Origin of the sequence: Entomohabitans teleogrylli (genome assembly GCF_001484765.1) — a bacterium.
Lineage (GTDB): Bacteria > Pseudomonadota > Gammaproteobacteria > Enterobacterales > Enterobacteriaceae > Entomohabitans > Entomohabitans teleogrylli.
The window spans coordinates 14,978-27,430 of record NZ_LLXO01000017.1 but is presented as its reverse complement, the minus strand read 5'-3'; the positions used below and the strand labels follow the sequence as shown (position 1 = coordinate 27,430).

General features: G+C 52.3%; 18 protein-coding genes. All 18 read right to left on the bottom strand.

Annotated elements, in window-relative coordinates; translation table 11 throughout:
- Positions 1 to 11: 11 nt before the first annotated feature.
- The 18 genes from AQ981_RS19095 to AQ981_RS19010 all read right to left on the bottom strand — a co-directional run bounded on the left by AQ981_RS19095 (position 12) and on the right by AQ981_RS19010 (position 12,450).
- Positions 12 to 824 carry an OB-fold protein gene (locus tag AQ981_RS19095; RefSeq protein WP_058913348.1) on the bottom strand — a complete coding sequence of 271 codons (813 nt, stop codon included), beginning with the start codon at positions 822 to 824 and terminating at the stop codon, positions 12 to 14.
- 34 nt (positions 825 to 858) lie between these two features.
- Positions 859 to 2,049 carry a baseplate J/gp47 family protein gene (locus tag AQ981_RS19090; protein ID WP_058913347.1) on the bottom strand — a complete coding sequence of 397 codons (1,191 nt, stop codon included), beginning with the start codon at positions 2,047 to 2,049 and terminating at the stop codon, positions 859 to 861.
- Positions 2,039 to 2,392: a hypothetical protein gene (locus AQ981_RS19085; RefSeq protein WP_058913346.1), complete on the bottom strand. Its 354-nt coding sequence runs from the start codon at positions 2,390 to 2,392 to the stop codon at positions 2,039 to 2,041. The genes AQ981_RS19090 and AQ981_RS19085 overlap by 11 nt, the downstream gene beginning before the upstream one ends.
- A 7-nt stretch (positions 2,393 to 2,399) precedes the next feature.
- A complete protein-coding gene (locus AQ981_RS19080) occupies positions 2,400 to 3,077 on the bottom strand; it encodes a Gp138 family membrane-puncturing spike protein (RefSeq protein WP_058913345.1) in 678 nt (225 codons plus the stop codon).
- A complete protein-coding gene (locus AQ981_RS19075) occupies positions 3,059 to 3,907 on the bottom strand; it encodes a baseplate hub protein (protein ID WP_249226344.1) in 849 nt (282 codons plus the stop codon). Before AQ981_RS19075 ends, AQ981_RS19080 begins: the two co-directional genes overlap by 19 nt.
- Entirely contained in the window at positions 3,904 to 4,203 is a 300-nt protein-coding gene (locus AQ981_RS28570) for a phage baseplate plug family protein (RefSeq protein ID WP_420809778.1), read from the bottom strand. The genes AQ981_RS19075 and AQ981_RS28570 overlap by 4 nt, the downstream gene beginning before the upstream one ends.
- Positions 4,204 to 4,211: 8 nt before the next feature.
- Positions 4,212 to 4,718 (bottom strand): phage baseplate protein, encoded by a 507-nt coding sequence (locus tag AQ981_RS19065; protein WP_058913343.1) that lies wholly within the window; start codon positions 4,716 to 4,718, stop codon positions 4,212 to 4,214.
- Positions 4,719 to 4,720: 2 nt separating this feature from the next.
- Complete coding sequence (locus AQ981_RS19060; protein ID WP_058913342.1) at positions 4,721 to 6,337, bottom strand: hypothetical protein; 1,617 nt, start codon at positions 6,335 to 6,337, stop codon at positions 4,721 to 4,723.
- A gap of 106 nt (positions 6,338 to 6,443) precedes the next feature.
- Positions 6,444 to 6,878: a hypothetical protein gene (locus AQ981_RS19055; protein WP_058913341.1), complete on the bottom strand. Its 435-nt coding sequence runs from the start codon at positions 6,876 to 6,878 to the stop codon at positions 6,444 to 6,446.
- Positions 6,878 to 7,324 carry a phage tail fiber protein gene (locus AQ981_RS19050; protein WP_058913340.1) on the bottom strand — a complete coding sequence of 149 codons (447 nt, stop codon included), beginning with the start codon at positions 7,322 to 7,324 and terminating at the stop codon, positions 6,878 to 6,880. The genes AQ981_RS19055 and AQ981_RS19050 overlap by 1 nt, the downstream gene beginning before the upstream one ends.
- 10 nt (positions 7,325 to 7,334) lie before the next feature.
- A complete protein-coding gene (locus AQ981_RS19045; RefSeq protein ID WP_058913339.1) occupies positions 7,335 to 8,828 on the bottom strand; it encodes a DUF3383 domain-containing protein in 1,494 nt (497 codons plus the stop codon).
- 9 nt (positions 8,829 to 8,837) lie between these two features.
- Complete coding sequence (locus AQ981_RS19040; protein WP_058913338.1) at positions 8,838 to 9,377, bottom strand: phage gateway protein; 540 nt, start codon at positions 9,375 to 9,377, stop codon at positions 8,838 to 8,840.
- Positions 9,367 to 9,546 carry a hypothetical protein gene (locus AQ981_RS19035; RefSeq protein WP_058913337.1) on the bottom strand — a complete coding sequence of 60 codons (180 nt, stop codon included), beginning with the start codon at positions 9,544 to 9,546 and terminating at the stop codon, positions 9,367 to 9,369. Before AQ981_RS19035 ends, AQ981_RS19040 begins: the two co-directional genes overlap by 11 nt.
- Complete coding sequence (locus tag AQ981_RS19030; protein WP_058913336.1) at positions 9,530 to 9,919, bottom strand: phage collar protein; 390 nt, start codon at positions 9,917 to 9,919, stop codon at positions 9,530 to 9,532. Before AQ981_RS19030 ends, AQ981_RS19035 begins: the two co-directional genes overlap by 17 nt.
- Positions 9,919 to 10,416, bottom strand: a complete 498-nt coding sequence (locus AQ981_RS19025) for a hypothetical protein (RefSeq protein WP_058913335.1) — start codon at positions 10,414 to 10,416, stop codon at positions 9,919 to 9,921. Before AQ981_RS19025 ends, AQ981_RS19030 begins: the two co-directional genes overlap by 1 nt.
- Complete coding sequence (locus AQ981_RS19020) at positions 10,416 to 10,847, bottom strand: DUF4054 domain-containing protein (RefSeq protein ID WP_058913334.1); 432 nt, start codon at positions 10,845 to 10,847, stop codon at positions 10,416 to 10,418. Before AQ981_RS19020 ends, AQ981_RS19025 begins: the two co-directional genes overlap by 1 nt.
- Positions 10,848 to 10,859: 12 nt before the next feature.
- On the bottom strand, positions 10,860 to 11,222 hold the full coding sequence (locus tag AQ981_RS19015) for a hypothetical protein (RefSeq protein WP_058913428.1): 363 nt from the start codon (positions 11,220 to 11,222) through the stop codon (positions 10,860 to 10,862).
- A 91-nt stretch (positions 11,223 to 11,313) separates the two neighbouring features.
- Entirely contained in the window at positions 11,314 to 12,450 is a 1,137-nt protein-coding gene (locus AQ981_RS19010) for a major capsid family protein (RefSeq protein WP_058913333.1), read from the bottom strand.
- Positions 12,451 to 12,453: the final 3 nt, after the last annotated feature.

Below are 12,453 nucleotides of genomic sequence, written 5' to 3'. Positions count from 1 at the left end.
TTTTTATTCATTTAACCAAGTAATTTTTTAAGCCTGGTGCTCTCTACCGGTTTTGTTGGGGCAAATGGTAAATTTTTATCACTTTCAATAACCCCCTTAATTTCCTTCATTTTTTTAATTTGCTCATCTGAAAAATCATCTTTTTTAATCTCATCAGGTTTTTCAGCCAATTTCTTTATGTAAGAAATACATTCTTTTGCGCTTCCCAAGCAATGATCCTGAATTCTATTTTCGAGGGAAATATAGATATAAGCAATTCGCGCCTCTAAAACCGATGAGGGTTTATAATTTTTATGAGAAATGTTCATTATTTTATTTCTAACATTACCATAAACCATATCAGCAAAATCTTTAGGGTACATGCATGAATTAAGAACCGGGGTATTCATAATCATACCACCACCAAAGCAAACAAAGTCCACCTTATTTCCCTTATTGATTTTAAGGTTTCTATCATCATCCTTATCAATTTTTAGCATAACACTTTCATAGCTATTACGCCCGTTCGCTACTATATATGCATCACCTGAAAAATCCGTCTTTATTGCTGATGCTATGGTTTTTATTCGAACAGGTTTACCTTTGAATTGCTTATCACCCGCCATCTCATTATTGTGGTAAACCGATATGATTTTTGATGCATTTATGCTTGAGACCCCTCGCGTAAGCATCGCATTATCATTTGAAACGAAACCTGTTATATCGTCGCTGATAATAGCATCTACAACATTATTAAAAACGTCCATGCTTTTGGGTGTATAAGCCTGAGCATTGCCAACAATTGAAAAAACCAGCAATATAGATATTAACTTGAACTTATTCATCTTTAGTTCCCTCCAGGAAAATCCTTATCGGGAACTAGTCTATAACAACAGTTACATTGCTGGCATCTAAAACAGGTATCTCATTTCTCATAATTTCGATCTCACCAGCAGCTAAGGCGTTTCCTTTTCTTGAGATCAGCACGTTTCTCACGAAAATCTCGGGGTGGATAATATTGATAGCACCTGAAAGCTCGAACGGGCTAACATTCGCACCCACCACAAAACCACGCTCCCCGTCGATTTCTCCGCTGGCGTACTGCATGAGCGCTTCCGGGATAGCTTCAGTCGGGTTAACGGTACTCTGTCCACGCCGGACTGTGATCTGAACAGTAATAGGAATTTCTTTCGGCCTGTCAAACTGCACCGTGTAGGGTATTTCAGCGTTCGACTCTGTCACCGTCACAGAGACAGCGCCATTCCACCCAGAACCATCTGTTTTGTTCTTGAGTAAGCTCATAGCAATGTCATCGTCAGCGCCTCCGTACACGCACGCCCACACGCTATGCGGTTTCATGGTGATGCCTTCAATAGTCTGGTAATCATGGCTAGTGTTTTCCAGATATGACAGTGAACGCACACCTTCAACACCATACAGACCACTGATCTGCGCCTCAACGGTAGAAATGCCCTGGCTGGCCAGTCGCAGCTCACGCTGCAGGCGTAACGCTTCATCACTCTGAGCCGCGGCTCCTGGTACGGCGGCGTTGCTGTTATAAACCGTCTCCCAGCCCAATACTGGATCGATAATCGTTGTCAGTCCCCCGACAGGACACGTAAGCGCACCGGTTTCCACCGCCACAAAATCCACGCTACCCTGTCCGGCAGTATCCAGAACAACAGCGCGGGTGGTTGCGTACAAATCACCGTCACCGCTCCGCGCGCGTGATCCGGCCGGGATTTCCACCAGCGGAATACCACCAAGCGTAACGCTGGCGATCGTCGATGCGCTTTCCTCTTTCCGCTCAATATCCAGCCACGCGCAAATGGATTCGAGAAACACCCCGACGGAATCTTTTGGGTTGATCTGGTTTGCTAACAGAGCATTATTTTCAGCAACGGATCGGCGTGCTGACGTTTCAGCGGCAATCAGACGCCCCTGGGGAGTGTTGTCTGCTGTGGACATGTTATCGCCCAGCGCTGCCTTGAACTCCTGCTCTACTTCGCTTTTTATGTCTGCTGTATCCGGGACAATTACGCCGGTGCTGTTGATATATTCATAAGCCATTGTTAATCGTTCCCTTTCCCCATTCCGTTACGATCACGGCGGTATAGTTAAACTCGTTATCACCGCGGCTTACAGAAAATGACTCCACGCGGAGCACTCCGGGAACCTCTTCAATTGTCGCAACGGCGGCGGCCTGAAATTGTGCTGGCTGGTAGTTGTCCCAGAGAGTTTCCCGGCTGGGAATGCCCTCATCCATCGCGTAAATCATTTCGTTAAGCTGTGCCAGCATCGCGGTTTCACAGTTCTGAAGGCAGGCCGCCAGGCCAGTTTTAGTCGCCAGATTTCCAGCGGCATCCAGATAGAGATTGCGCCCGTCTAATGCCAGGCTGAGTGTTTCTGTCATCGTGTTTTTACTCCGGTTGATCTGTGGAACTGCCGCCGCGCTCTACGCCGGGGTGTGTATGCGTACTTCCGATATTTTTGCCGTTATGAGTCAGGCCGCTGGCGGTGAGCACAAGCGAGGCGCCGCCGACCATCAGTGTTATCCCGTCCGCAGTGGCTGTAACAGATACGTCACCGATCCGGAGTTCCAGCGATTTCTCACACAGCAGCAGCGCAGACTCACCCGATTTATGCTGGATAACCAGCGCGCCATCGTGACCATCCGGCAGGTCATAGTCAGCCATCAGATCGGGGATGAACCTACCGTCAGCGAAATTATGCAGCCGCAGCGTATTAGGCCGGGATATTTCATTGCCCTGCAGAAATAACGAGATATCGCGGTCGCTGGCTTCTATCCAGCCTCTGTCCCCGGCCTTGAGAGGAAATGTTATCCCGAAATCACCGCCGCCCAGCGCCAGCACCGGCACACTGGCAACCGTGGCGCGCTCGACACGTTCTCCGGTGGTGGTTATCCGGGTAATCAAAGGGCGAACGGTGGCGCGGTTGGTCTTGCGGTCATAACTGATAATCTCGGCGGGTAGTTGTCCATCAATCCCCTGAAGCATTTTTTTGAACACATACTCAATGACCCCGGCCAGGGTCGCGCTTTGACCGGGATCGGCATCGGTTAAATTAGTGTCCGCCATAGCCCTGGTCTCCGGCACTCTGCTGTTGTGTACCACGCTGTATCGCGGTTAGAAATATCGAAAGTTGTTTTGTAAATAACAAACGTGCCGTTTGCCGCCGGGTTTAATTCGCTCTCTATTGTGAGGCTCGCGCCGGGGCGACTCTGCGGGTCCAGCAGGTATTTCACTTTAATACCTTGCTCAGTTACCTCCGGCACACCAATCATGCCAGTGTTTTTATTCAGGATAACAGCCAGGCTATTCAGGGGTGCGTCAGCATTCTTAACAATCAGCCTATCGTCATCTACATAGGCGTTATAACTACCAGCGTCAGCCAGATTATTTACCTGCTGGAGCTTCGCGCCTGAGTAGTTGTAATTGCTGATCAGTTTATCCTGGGCCTGAAAATCCAGAGTTAAGCCCATACCTCTTGCTGTATCTCCGGCTATTGCACTGAGGTGTACCGGTTCGGCGTAACTCCCCGTAATAAAATCGCTCATGAAAAAGACGCCGGTTTTCGCTTTCAGGGTCAGCATGACGTCAGGTGGTTGCGTGGGCGTGCATCCGATTATATCCCCCTCGAACAGTTTAAACGTGCCGTAACTCTGGCGCCCGGCGTACAAAATTACACGCTTTCGCTTACGCGGCCAGTTGTATGGTGAGGTTTCGGTTATCAGATAATCACGAACTGGTTTAGACAGGTTTCCGATTTTTATCGTGCATTCGTTTTGCAGGGTATTCGCTGTTTTCTGCCCGGATGCCTGAATATAGACCTCCTCGTAAACATGCATTTTACCGTCAATTTCAATTTCACAGCGAATAATTCTGGGATCGAGAGAGACCATCATCATTCCTCTGGTATGAAATAAAGCTCATGCCCGTTATTAAATTCAGTGTAATAAGGGTATGTTTCATCGGGAGTGACAAAAACAAAATTGCCATACCCTTTAGAATTATGCTGCGATAATATTACCTGGTTTGACACCGCCCTTTGATTTTGTATTAATAGAGCATCATTCCTTGCAATGCTGATGCTCATCAATGAGTTGCTTATAGTTATTATTTGTATCCAATACCTATTATCGCCCAACCTGATAGTCAATGATTGGTTTGGTAAAACCTCAAGGGGAATATTAACAATATTCATCATCCCACCTAAAAAAGTATTTTTTCCAGAAGCGTATCGTCTTTTTTCTCAATGCCTGTTTGCTCCCCTCTGCTTACAGTGCTCTGGTCACGCGGACGAGCCACTTTACGGGCGGGTAACGCCTGATACTGCGTAGTAACCAACCGCACTTCTTTGAACCTCAAAACCATCGGTATTACGTCAACCTGATCAGGATTTTCATCATGTGGCATCGCAGCGAACGCCATTGATTTGAAAATACCCACCCGGGTATGAATATTGAAAAGCTCTGTATCAATCCATGCCTGATTAATCTCACGGTACAATGACGTGTAATCACCAGCCGGAAGCAATACCGGAATTTCAATTTCAACAGGCTGTAGAATCCGGTGATCGGCAATAGTGCTTCCGTCCTCCAGAGGGTGTTCCATTAATTTAGCCTCCCGCATTACTGAGGCTTTCAACAGAATCATTTTGTCAAACCGTAGTGCGAATTTATCGCTGTATATACCGTAGACTTCTGTTTTCTCTGCCATGTTTACCCCATAAGACCGTTAGCATAATGATTTACAGTATCCTCCAGTACGCCTCCGACCAGATCGCCGGCTATACCCTGCGCATCAGTTGCCTGGGTATTTACTTCCATATTTTCAATATTGAATTTAAACTCCCGCTTATCATTCCGGCTGGAATTAGAAATTGAGTTACTCGTCAGGGAATTTACCGGATTATTTGCCAGTTGCCTCCAGTATGACTGGCCCCCATAAGTTAAATCAGACTGCTGCCACTCCCCGTTCTTAGCTTCCCTTTCCCGCCTCTTTCTGTTCAGATAATCTTCATCTTCCCAGCCCTCTATCTGAACATCAGGTTCTGCCGCCTCTCTTTTTGCCTGTTCGACTTCATCCTTACCGGCACCGAACCAGCCTTTTACTTTCGCCCAGGCTCTGCCAATGGACTGGAACCCCTTCAGCGCCAGGTCTACAACCCTGCCGATAATTTTTTCCAGTTCCCTCCAGACCTCCGCAACACCATCAGCACCCTTTTCAATCCAGGTGAAAATGGTATCTCCCGCCCCCTCGCCAAACAGCATGTCGAGGAATTCCCTGAACTCATCTTTCAGTAATTTCAGGAACTGAACCGGATCTGTGACCAGTAAGACCAGTGCATTCCAGCAATCCAGAACAACACTCTTTAAAGTTTCAAGAATCTCCCCCAGCAATGGAAAAGCCTCTACCAAACGCCCGGTAACTGAATTCATGCCATTGAAGTAACCGATCACATCAGCCACTACCAGCGCCAGAGCCGCGAATGCTGCAATGATAAGGAGTATCGGCCAGGTAGCCGCCAGCGTCGCGATACCAGCCCGGATCATTGCCGGGAGATAATAGGCAGTGATAATCCCCGCAAGGGCAATGAAGAAATCACCCACTGCCTCTTTATTATCCTTTAACCAGTTAGAGGTTTTATTCCAGGCATCTAACAGCTTTTCGAAAACGGGGATCAGGGCTGTACCGATTTGCATTTTCAGGTTTTCAAATTCGCCTTTAAGCTGGCGCAGTTTCAGATTAAATTTTTCGGCCTGCTCGACCTGTGCTTTGGTGATCACCCCCTGCTCTTTCTGTTTTTTGATCAGTTCCTCAACTTTTACCCGCCCCTGCCGCAACAGCTCTATCGTTGACTCATCCAGACCGAGCATTTTACCGATGCGGTGCGCCCGGTATGCCGACATTTTCCCGAGCGACCCGCTCAGACGCAGCAGGGCCGCCTCCGGGTCACGGAACCGGCGCGACAGGTTGCCCAGGGTAGCGCTGAATGCATTAGCATCCCCACCGCTCTCTGTCACCGCTTTGCGCCACGCATCCAGCGTGGAGACGTTAACACCCATTACCCGTGCCTGCATCCCCAGCGCCGCAGTAGTCTCTGCCGTGGTTACTGTCAGCGTCTTAAGCCCGGCCAGCGTGACAGTGACGCCCAGCAGCCCAGCAGCGCTACGCGCCAGGCTGACAAACGACGTGCCCAACTTCGCGGCCTGCTCGTCTGCCGCGCTGACTTTCTCCTTCAGGCGGTCAGTGTTCTTTTCTGACTCTTTCAGCGCTTTGTCGAGTGGCTCAGCATCAGCGCCAAATGTGTAATAAAACGCCTCTAATAAGCTCATCGGCGGCTGTTCCTCTCTGCGTGCTGAATAGCCAGCGCCTCGTTAGTGCGCCGGACAGCGATTATCTCGTACAGGTCCAGCGCATCCTCCAGGGTGTAGCGCTCTTTCAGCTCCCGGAGGGTGGCGAGGCCTTCCCCGACAATTGCGCCAATAACTCCGTCAACGTTTTTGAAATCGAGCTGAGGAACCGCGTTTTCAGCGAATCGAGGGAGCGTAAGGCGCTCCCGTTCCTGAAAAAAGAGCAGTTGTACTCCATCATGGCCCATTCGATTTTTAACAGCGTTTCGAAGTCTTTGACGTGGTTATTCACCAGCTCCGGCGTAACCAGCATCACGGGACCGTTTGGGGTCTCGATGGCGACATACGCCATCAGCTTGAGCATGAGCGCTTCGTTGGTTTTGTATTCCCCGATTTTCGGCGCGCCGGTGATCGGGTACTGCGTGACAATCTCCCGCCCGGCGATGGCCGGGAACTTCGAGAGAATGAATGTTTTTTTGGTCCCGTCGCCGCAGGTAAATTCCTGATTGAGTGGTTCTAACATTATGCAGTCACCTGATTTTCGAATTTAAAAACGTAGGGTTTGGTTTTCAGTCGGCCGGCACTCGCCACGCTGTTCCCCACCATGCCGTCGGTAATAACGCCGCCGGTTAACATGCGCGTCTCACCAGACGGGTAATAAATCGTCATGGTGATATCGTCATTGGTGGGGTTTTTGCCTTTAGCTACGCGGTTCGCGTCAGCCAGGATACGCAGGTTCCTGTCGTCGCCGGTGTTCGGCAGGACATTGAGAGTGACCGGGATCGGCTGCGCGGTGCGCCAGTGAACCATGTCACCATTGAGCCCCATCCCGACGTCAGCGAGCTGCTGCGACGGGCTGTCCAGCGGATCAGAATCATCAGCAAACTGCGTGATCGTGATACCCGCCGGGAACATCACTGAGGCCCGGATTGTTACCCGCAGGCCAAAACCTGAAATATCATTACTCATCGCATTTTCCTTAGATTAAAACGTGGGTACCGGTGATTTTGCGGATCACGTCGTCTTTGCCGTAAATCAGCGTGTAGACGATTTGATATTCTGTTTCGCCGCTGTCGTTGATGTAAGTCTCCACCACAGCGTCCAGCCAGTAACCAGCGGTCTGAACTGTCGTCCAGGCGGTATCATCACCGGTGATCTGCGTGATGTATTTTTTCTGTAACGTTGTCAGGAATTTGCCCTGGCTGATAACGCCGTTATCCAGCGCCTGGGCGATGGGCTCACCCTGCAGCGCAGTCAGCACCAGGTTGATCCCGGTCTCATTCGCGGGGATGCGCTCCAGCGCCAGCTGGTCGCTTAACAGCACCGCCGCACACGCATCCTTCAGCCATTGCTCATTGGCATGAACGTTCATGGCCGTAGGGTACGTCCCGCCGCCCATGAGCGAACCGCGCTGATAAAAATCGATAGTGCGTCCGGCGTTCTGGGTGCGTCCGTAATAGTTGATGCGCAGCGCGTCGAATTTCTGCGCGTCCGGCGTGGTGGTGACTTTCGGGGTGACGTTCGCTACCTGCTTATACATGTAGTTAATGACGCCATTCTTTTTGTTGTAATTCGTGGCCGCCATCAGGATGCCGGGGATTTGTTCGTCAAATTCGGTATTGTCAGCATCAATCAGCGTGAGGCCAATACTCCCGATCGACAGCAGCGCAGCGCTGTAAGATTCTGCCTGCGCCCGCGTGCAGCCAGCCAGGAACATAAACTGAATATTTTTGGCGGCATTCGCTGTAGCCATACTGATTAGCTTCGCCAGGTCCAGCGTGCGCATAAACAGGAAGGAGCCATAGTTATTCGAAATGTCGTCAGCTACGGCCACGGTTTCCGCTTCTGACAGCGGTTTAGCCACGCCCGCGACAGGCTCACCGTCCACCAGCTGTAACGCCTCCGCGACAGCACCGCCGGTGAATTTCACCACCACCCCGGCATTAGCGCCGCCGGTAAATACAAAACGCGCCAGGAGCGGGTCATATTCCACCGTCGCGGCTTTCATGACGTCGTAGCTCAGTGCGCGTAATGCTGTAGTAACCTGTGACGCAACGCTGGCCAGCGACGTTGCAGAGGACAGATTCACCGTTGCGGTAGTGAAGGCCTGTCCGTCAACAAGTCCCTCAAGCGTGCCGCTGACAGCTTTCAGGGCGGTAATATTCCAGGTTGCAGACTGCCCCAGCACCACCGGCGGCGATGCCTGGTTTTGATCCCGACAGAATGACAGTTTTGATGGCGTTGAAATAGACGGCGAGATATAGCCAAAATAATAAACCGAGCGCCGGTACTCTTCAGAGTCATAACCGAAATACGCTCCCACGCCGTCGGCGCTGGTGAACTCCAGCACGCCGTCAGGCGACACCAGGACGTTAGGCGTAAACAGGCGCAGGATGAGGTCACGCTGGCGCACCTGCGCGACACCGCCCACACCGGACGTGATTTTCACGTAGTGATCAATTGCGATTGACATAGTTTTTCCTTAAATGCGCACGATTCTGTAACCGGTGCGGGTAACGAAGGGAATTTCTCTTACTGATTCATCTTTGTGGTTAACGGAGAATTCAAAAAAGGGCTGAATTTCTCGCCCGGCGTAGTCGCCGGAAACATCCACGCTCTGGATCTGACCGACACGCAGAAAGTTAGCGCCCTCTGCCATCACCGTTGCCTGGAACTCCCGCGACTGCATAATCATTGCTGCCCGTTTGAGCAGGTCCGGCGCGGTCAGCGCCTGCGGATCATCGTCATCAGTGAGCACCGTCGCGGATACCTGGAATGTGGCGATCATCACCTGCGTGGTGATTTGCCGCATAACCTGATTAACGGTGTCCATTTCCTCACGGAAGCCGGGGAAACCGGCGCGCACATCGGCGATTTTGTGCAGGTACAGCGCCGGGGCCAGCGGGATGCCCTCCGGTTCGGGCTGATAGGCCTTACGCACCTCCGGCACCAGGCCGCGCATCAGCGTGAACTCAGCCAGCAGGCTGGTACGTAGCAGCGAAAATAACTGGTTATCCGTCATCGTCGCCCTCCGGCTCCAGCCCGACGCTGTTTTCTGTCAGCAGTGCCTGGCCCTTCTCCGTGAGCAGATAAAAACCTTTCTTATCAGGCTGGGGGATGACACTCTGGCGGGTATTCGACAAATCTGGGGCGAGGATAAATCTAACGTAACGATTACGATCGACTGGCATTTGGTTTAATCTCCTGGAACAGCCCGCAGCACCACCCATCCTGCCCGGCCCAGTTCTCGTAATGTCCAATGATTTTCCAGCGGCGACCGTCCCACTCGATTTCATCGCCGGACTTATCCCGGCCCAGGCCGACAATATCGCGCGGGACGAACCATTCCACATAGTCTGCATTCACATCGAGACCGCGCCGATCTGCGCTGTCGCGGGATACGGCCTGAACACTGCATTTCGGTATAGTTACGCCTGCGGCATATTTCCGGCGAACCACGCCATTTTCCAGCGTGACGCTTACCCCAGTGTCGCGGTAATACTCCACCGGCTGGGAGCCGATCACGCCCAGCGCAACATTTAACAGATTGATACCCGGTATCATTAGCTTTCCTCCACCACCAGGCTGGTCAGCGTGGCGAGCATGTAGCCGCTGTCATTTAGCGGTTTGATGGAAATGATTTTCGCCCCCGGCCCGGCGCGACGTGCGCGGGCTTTGAGCGTGCTGGTCGCCAGCGGCGGAGAGTAAATCAGGGTGATTTTTTTACGCACATCCCCGGCGGCTATCTGCCCGATCGCCTCGAAAAGTTCCCGCGTTCCTCGCTTACCGGCCATCACAGCAGAAAACCCCTGGTACATGTAACGGTCCCATTTCGCCTTTTGCTCCGCCTGCGTGGAGCGCATAAACGAACGTGAGGGGATTTTCCTTTTCTCGCTGCCGTACTCCTGCACCACGGCGATCCCGGCGACCGGTTTACCATCAACATAGCGGGCGCTCTCCATCCAACCGACGCGTGTTTCCAGTCTGCGGGCCAGCGCGATTTGCTGGCGCAACAGCTTCACCCGCTCGCCGCCGGTCGATTTCCAGCGCCCCGCCGCCATCAGTAAAACACCCCGCCCACTTTTTTGAATCCTGTACGCTCAGGCAGTCCGCCAATATACGCACCACCAGCGGCTTTGATGTTCAGTAGCGCCCAGAGCTGGAGACCATAGGGCGTTGTCGATAGCCAGAACTGCCAGGCCGATTTCGCCGGGGGTGGCTGCATCGATACGCTGACTTTGCTGATGGTCGCCCCCGTTACTACGTTGGCCGTTGTCTGCCCCTGGCTGATTAACCAGTTCGACCACACCAGGTGCGCTGTCATGAGGTACAGCACATTTTCGAAGCAGGCGCCGCGAAGCGTTTTCCCTTCCGAGATAAAGCATTGTGCCTGGAACCACTGCGCCTCGATGACTTCAGCCGGATACGTGGTTTCACTGGCCATCGCCGGGAACAGCTTACGGAACCGGCTTACATCAATGATGTAGTTCATGGGCTGACCCTCTTACTTTTTCTTAACCTTCGTTTTTGGCTCCTTGCCTTCCTCAAAATCACCGGCCTCCAGCTGCGCAGACTGATCGCGCGCTTCCATTCCCGCCGCCACTTTCTCCGGGTCTGCCGCTTTCTTCTCCACGGCAATGAACCCGTTTTTCTGGTGCATCTGGAATACCGGATCAGCACTCAGCAGCTCCATATCTTCATCACTGACGGAAGTCATGACGCCGCGGGGCGTGATCAGGTTTTTTGTGGCCACATTCGCGCCGCCATTAATCACAATCTGTCGCTCAATCGTCGGCATATCGTTGACCAGTTCGCCGTACACAGCGTAGGCAACGTCTGTGGACATTGTGGAAAATACGTAAAACATAATTATCACCTGCAGTAAAAAAGGAGCCTGACGGCTCCCTGTGGGCATAAAAAAAAGAGGCTTTCGCCTCCTGCGTCCTGCTTTGTCCGACTTAAATACCAACCATGCGCACAACCATCACAGGGCGCTTAAGCAGCGTGCCAGCGGTACCGTTGGAATAGTCTTCGACGTAGGATTTAGAACGCTTTTCAACGCCCAGCGCATAGAATTTACTCGGCACCAGCTGTTGCCAGATTTTGCCGCCATCGCTGGAGCCATCGTCGAATATTTCCGGGTAGCCATACATCACATCGGCACCCCCGATGGCAGCCTGTTGCTCCGGTGCCGTCACAAAACGCAGGCCCGGGTAGTTCTCACGCGCCCACTGGCGAACAGACTCGCCAAAGTTGGAAACGACAGTCAGATACTGGTTGGTACCGGTCGGGAGGGATAGCGTCCAGGAAGCGGTCCCCGGGTCGAAGTTGTCCATACTCTGGACCTGCAGCAGGTTCGCCACTTGTCGAATGTCTGCGGTGATTTCCAGGAATGTTTTAGCGTTCCACTTTGTAGAACCACCAGCCCCGGTCGCTGCGGTCACCGCCGGTAACAGGCTCGGCTCATTCAGGAATCCGTAGGTGTTGTTTTCCCCGTTGTTGAAGCCGTAAAAGCCGATCCGGTTACGCTGGATTTCGAGGAACAGGCCCGAGCCAGCGCGTTTTTCCGCTGCCGATGCAATGTTGCCGCGAGCGGACCGCGCTTCTTCAAGGCGGCCAACGTTGATCCCCGACTCAAAGCGCACGACAGTGCGGCGCGCATAGCCCACATTCCAGGACGCGAGCGGAACATTTGTATGGTCTCCATAGGGTACCGCCTGACCAACAAACTCAACAACGCCCTGAATAACTTCTTCATCTTCCCACGCTCCGACGGTATCAATGCCGATCAGTTCGTCAATCTTGCGCGCCGCCGTCATGACGCGCACAAACCCGGGGAGCCATGCCTGGAGGAACTGGATCGGCGTTGCCGACCCTGCAGGAAGCATACCAGGCAGCGGCGACGGCATCAGGCCGACGTCATTACTGTCAAGACCCATGCCCTCCACCATGTCACCGATGATATTCTGAGGAATGTTAATCCCCAGCAAACTCAGTTCGCGATGTGCGCTGGCCGCAATATCGTCCCGCGTCAGTTGCAGCGGTCGGACGTTACGCGGTGCCAGCGAGCTAAGCACTTTTGATTCTTCACTCATTCT

What these genes read in the sequence shown, in the direction of transcription:
- AQ981_RS19025 (WP_058913335.1), bottom strand. Translation starts at nt 10,416, where the DNA reads ATGGCGGCGGGGCGCTGGAAATCGACCGGCGGCGAGCGGGTGAAGCTG.
- AQ981_RS19030 (WP_058913336.1), bottom strand. Translation starts at nt 9,919, where the DNA reads ATGATACCGGGTATCAATCTGTTAAATGTTGCGCTGGGCGTGATCGGC.
- AQ981_RS19045 (WP_058913339.1), bottom strand. Translation starts at nt 8,828, where the DNA reads ATGTCAATCGCAATTGATCACTACGTGAAAATCACGTCCGGTGTGGGC.
- AQ981_RS19080 (WP_058913345.1), bottom strand. Translation starts at nt 3,077, where the DNA reads ATGGCGGACACTAATTTAACCGATGCCGATCCCGGTCAAAGCGCGACC.
- AQ981_RS19075 (WP_249226344.1), bottom strand. Translation starts at nt 3,907, where the DNA reads ATGATGATGGTCTCTCTCGATCCCAGAATTATTCGCTGTGAAATTGAA.
- AQ981_RS19085 (WP_058913346.1), bottom strand. Translation starts at nt 2,392, where the DNA reads ATGACAGAAACACTCAGCCTGGCATTAGACGGGCGCAATCTCTATCTG.
- AQ981_RS19065 (WP_058913343.1), bottom strand. Translation starts at nt 4,718, where the DNA reads ATGGCAGAGAAAACAGAAGTCTACGGTATATACAGCGATAAATTCGCA.
- AQ981_RS19035 (WP_058913337.1), bottom strand. Translation starts at nt 9,546, where the DNA reads ATGCCAGTCGATCGTAATCGTTACGTTAGATTTATCCTCGCCCCAGAT.
- AQ981_RS19050 (WP_058913340.1), bottom strand. Translation starts at nt 7,324, where the DNA reads ATGAGTAATGATATTTCAGGTTTTGGCCTGCGGGTAACAATCCGGGCC.
- AQ981_RS19055 (WP_058913341.1), bottom strand. Translation starts at nt 6,878, where the DNA reads ATGTTAGAACCACTCAATCAGGAATTTACCTGCGGCGACGGGACCAAA.
- AQ981_RS19040 (WP_058913338.1), bottom strand. Translation starts at nt 9,377, where the DNA reads ATGACGGATAACCAGTTATTTTCGCTGCTACGTACCAGCCTGCTGGCT.
- AQ981_RS19095 (WP_058913348.1), bottom strand. Translation starts at nt 824, where the DNA reads ATGAATAAGTTCAAGTTAATATCTATATTGCTGGTTTTTTCAATTGTT.
- AQ981_RS28570 (WP_420809778.1), bottom strand. Translation starts at nt 4,203, where the DNA reads ATGAATATTGTTAATATTCCCCTTGAGGTTTTACCAAACCAATCATTG.
- AQ981_RS19060 (WP_058913342.1), bottom strand. Translation starts at nt 6,337, where the DNA reads ATGAGCTTATTAGAGGCGTTTTATTACACATTTGGCGCTGATGCTGAG.
- AQ981_RS19020 (WP_058913334.1), bottom strand. Translation starts at nt 10,847, where the DNA reads ATGAACTACATCATTGATGTAAGCCGGTTCCGTAAGCTGTTCCCGGCG.
- AQ981_RS19010 (WP_058913333.1), bottom strand. Translation starts at nt 12,450, where the DNA reads ATGAGTGAAGAATCAAAAGTGCTTAGCTCGCTGGCACCGCGTAACGTC.
- AQ981_RS19015 (WP_058913428.1), bottom strand. Translation starts at nt 11,222, where the DNA reads ATGTTTTACGTATTTTCCACAATGTCCACAGACGTTGCCTACGCTGTG.
- AQ981_RS19090 (WP_058913347.1), bottom strand. Translation starts at nt 2,049, where the DNA reads ATGGCTTATGAATATATCAACAGCACCGGCGTAATTGTCCCGGATACA.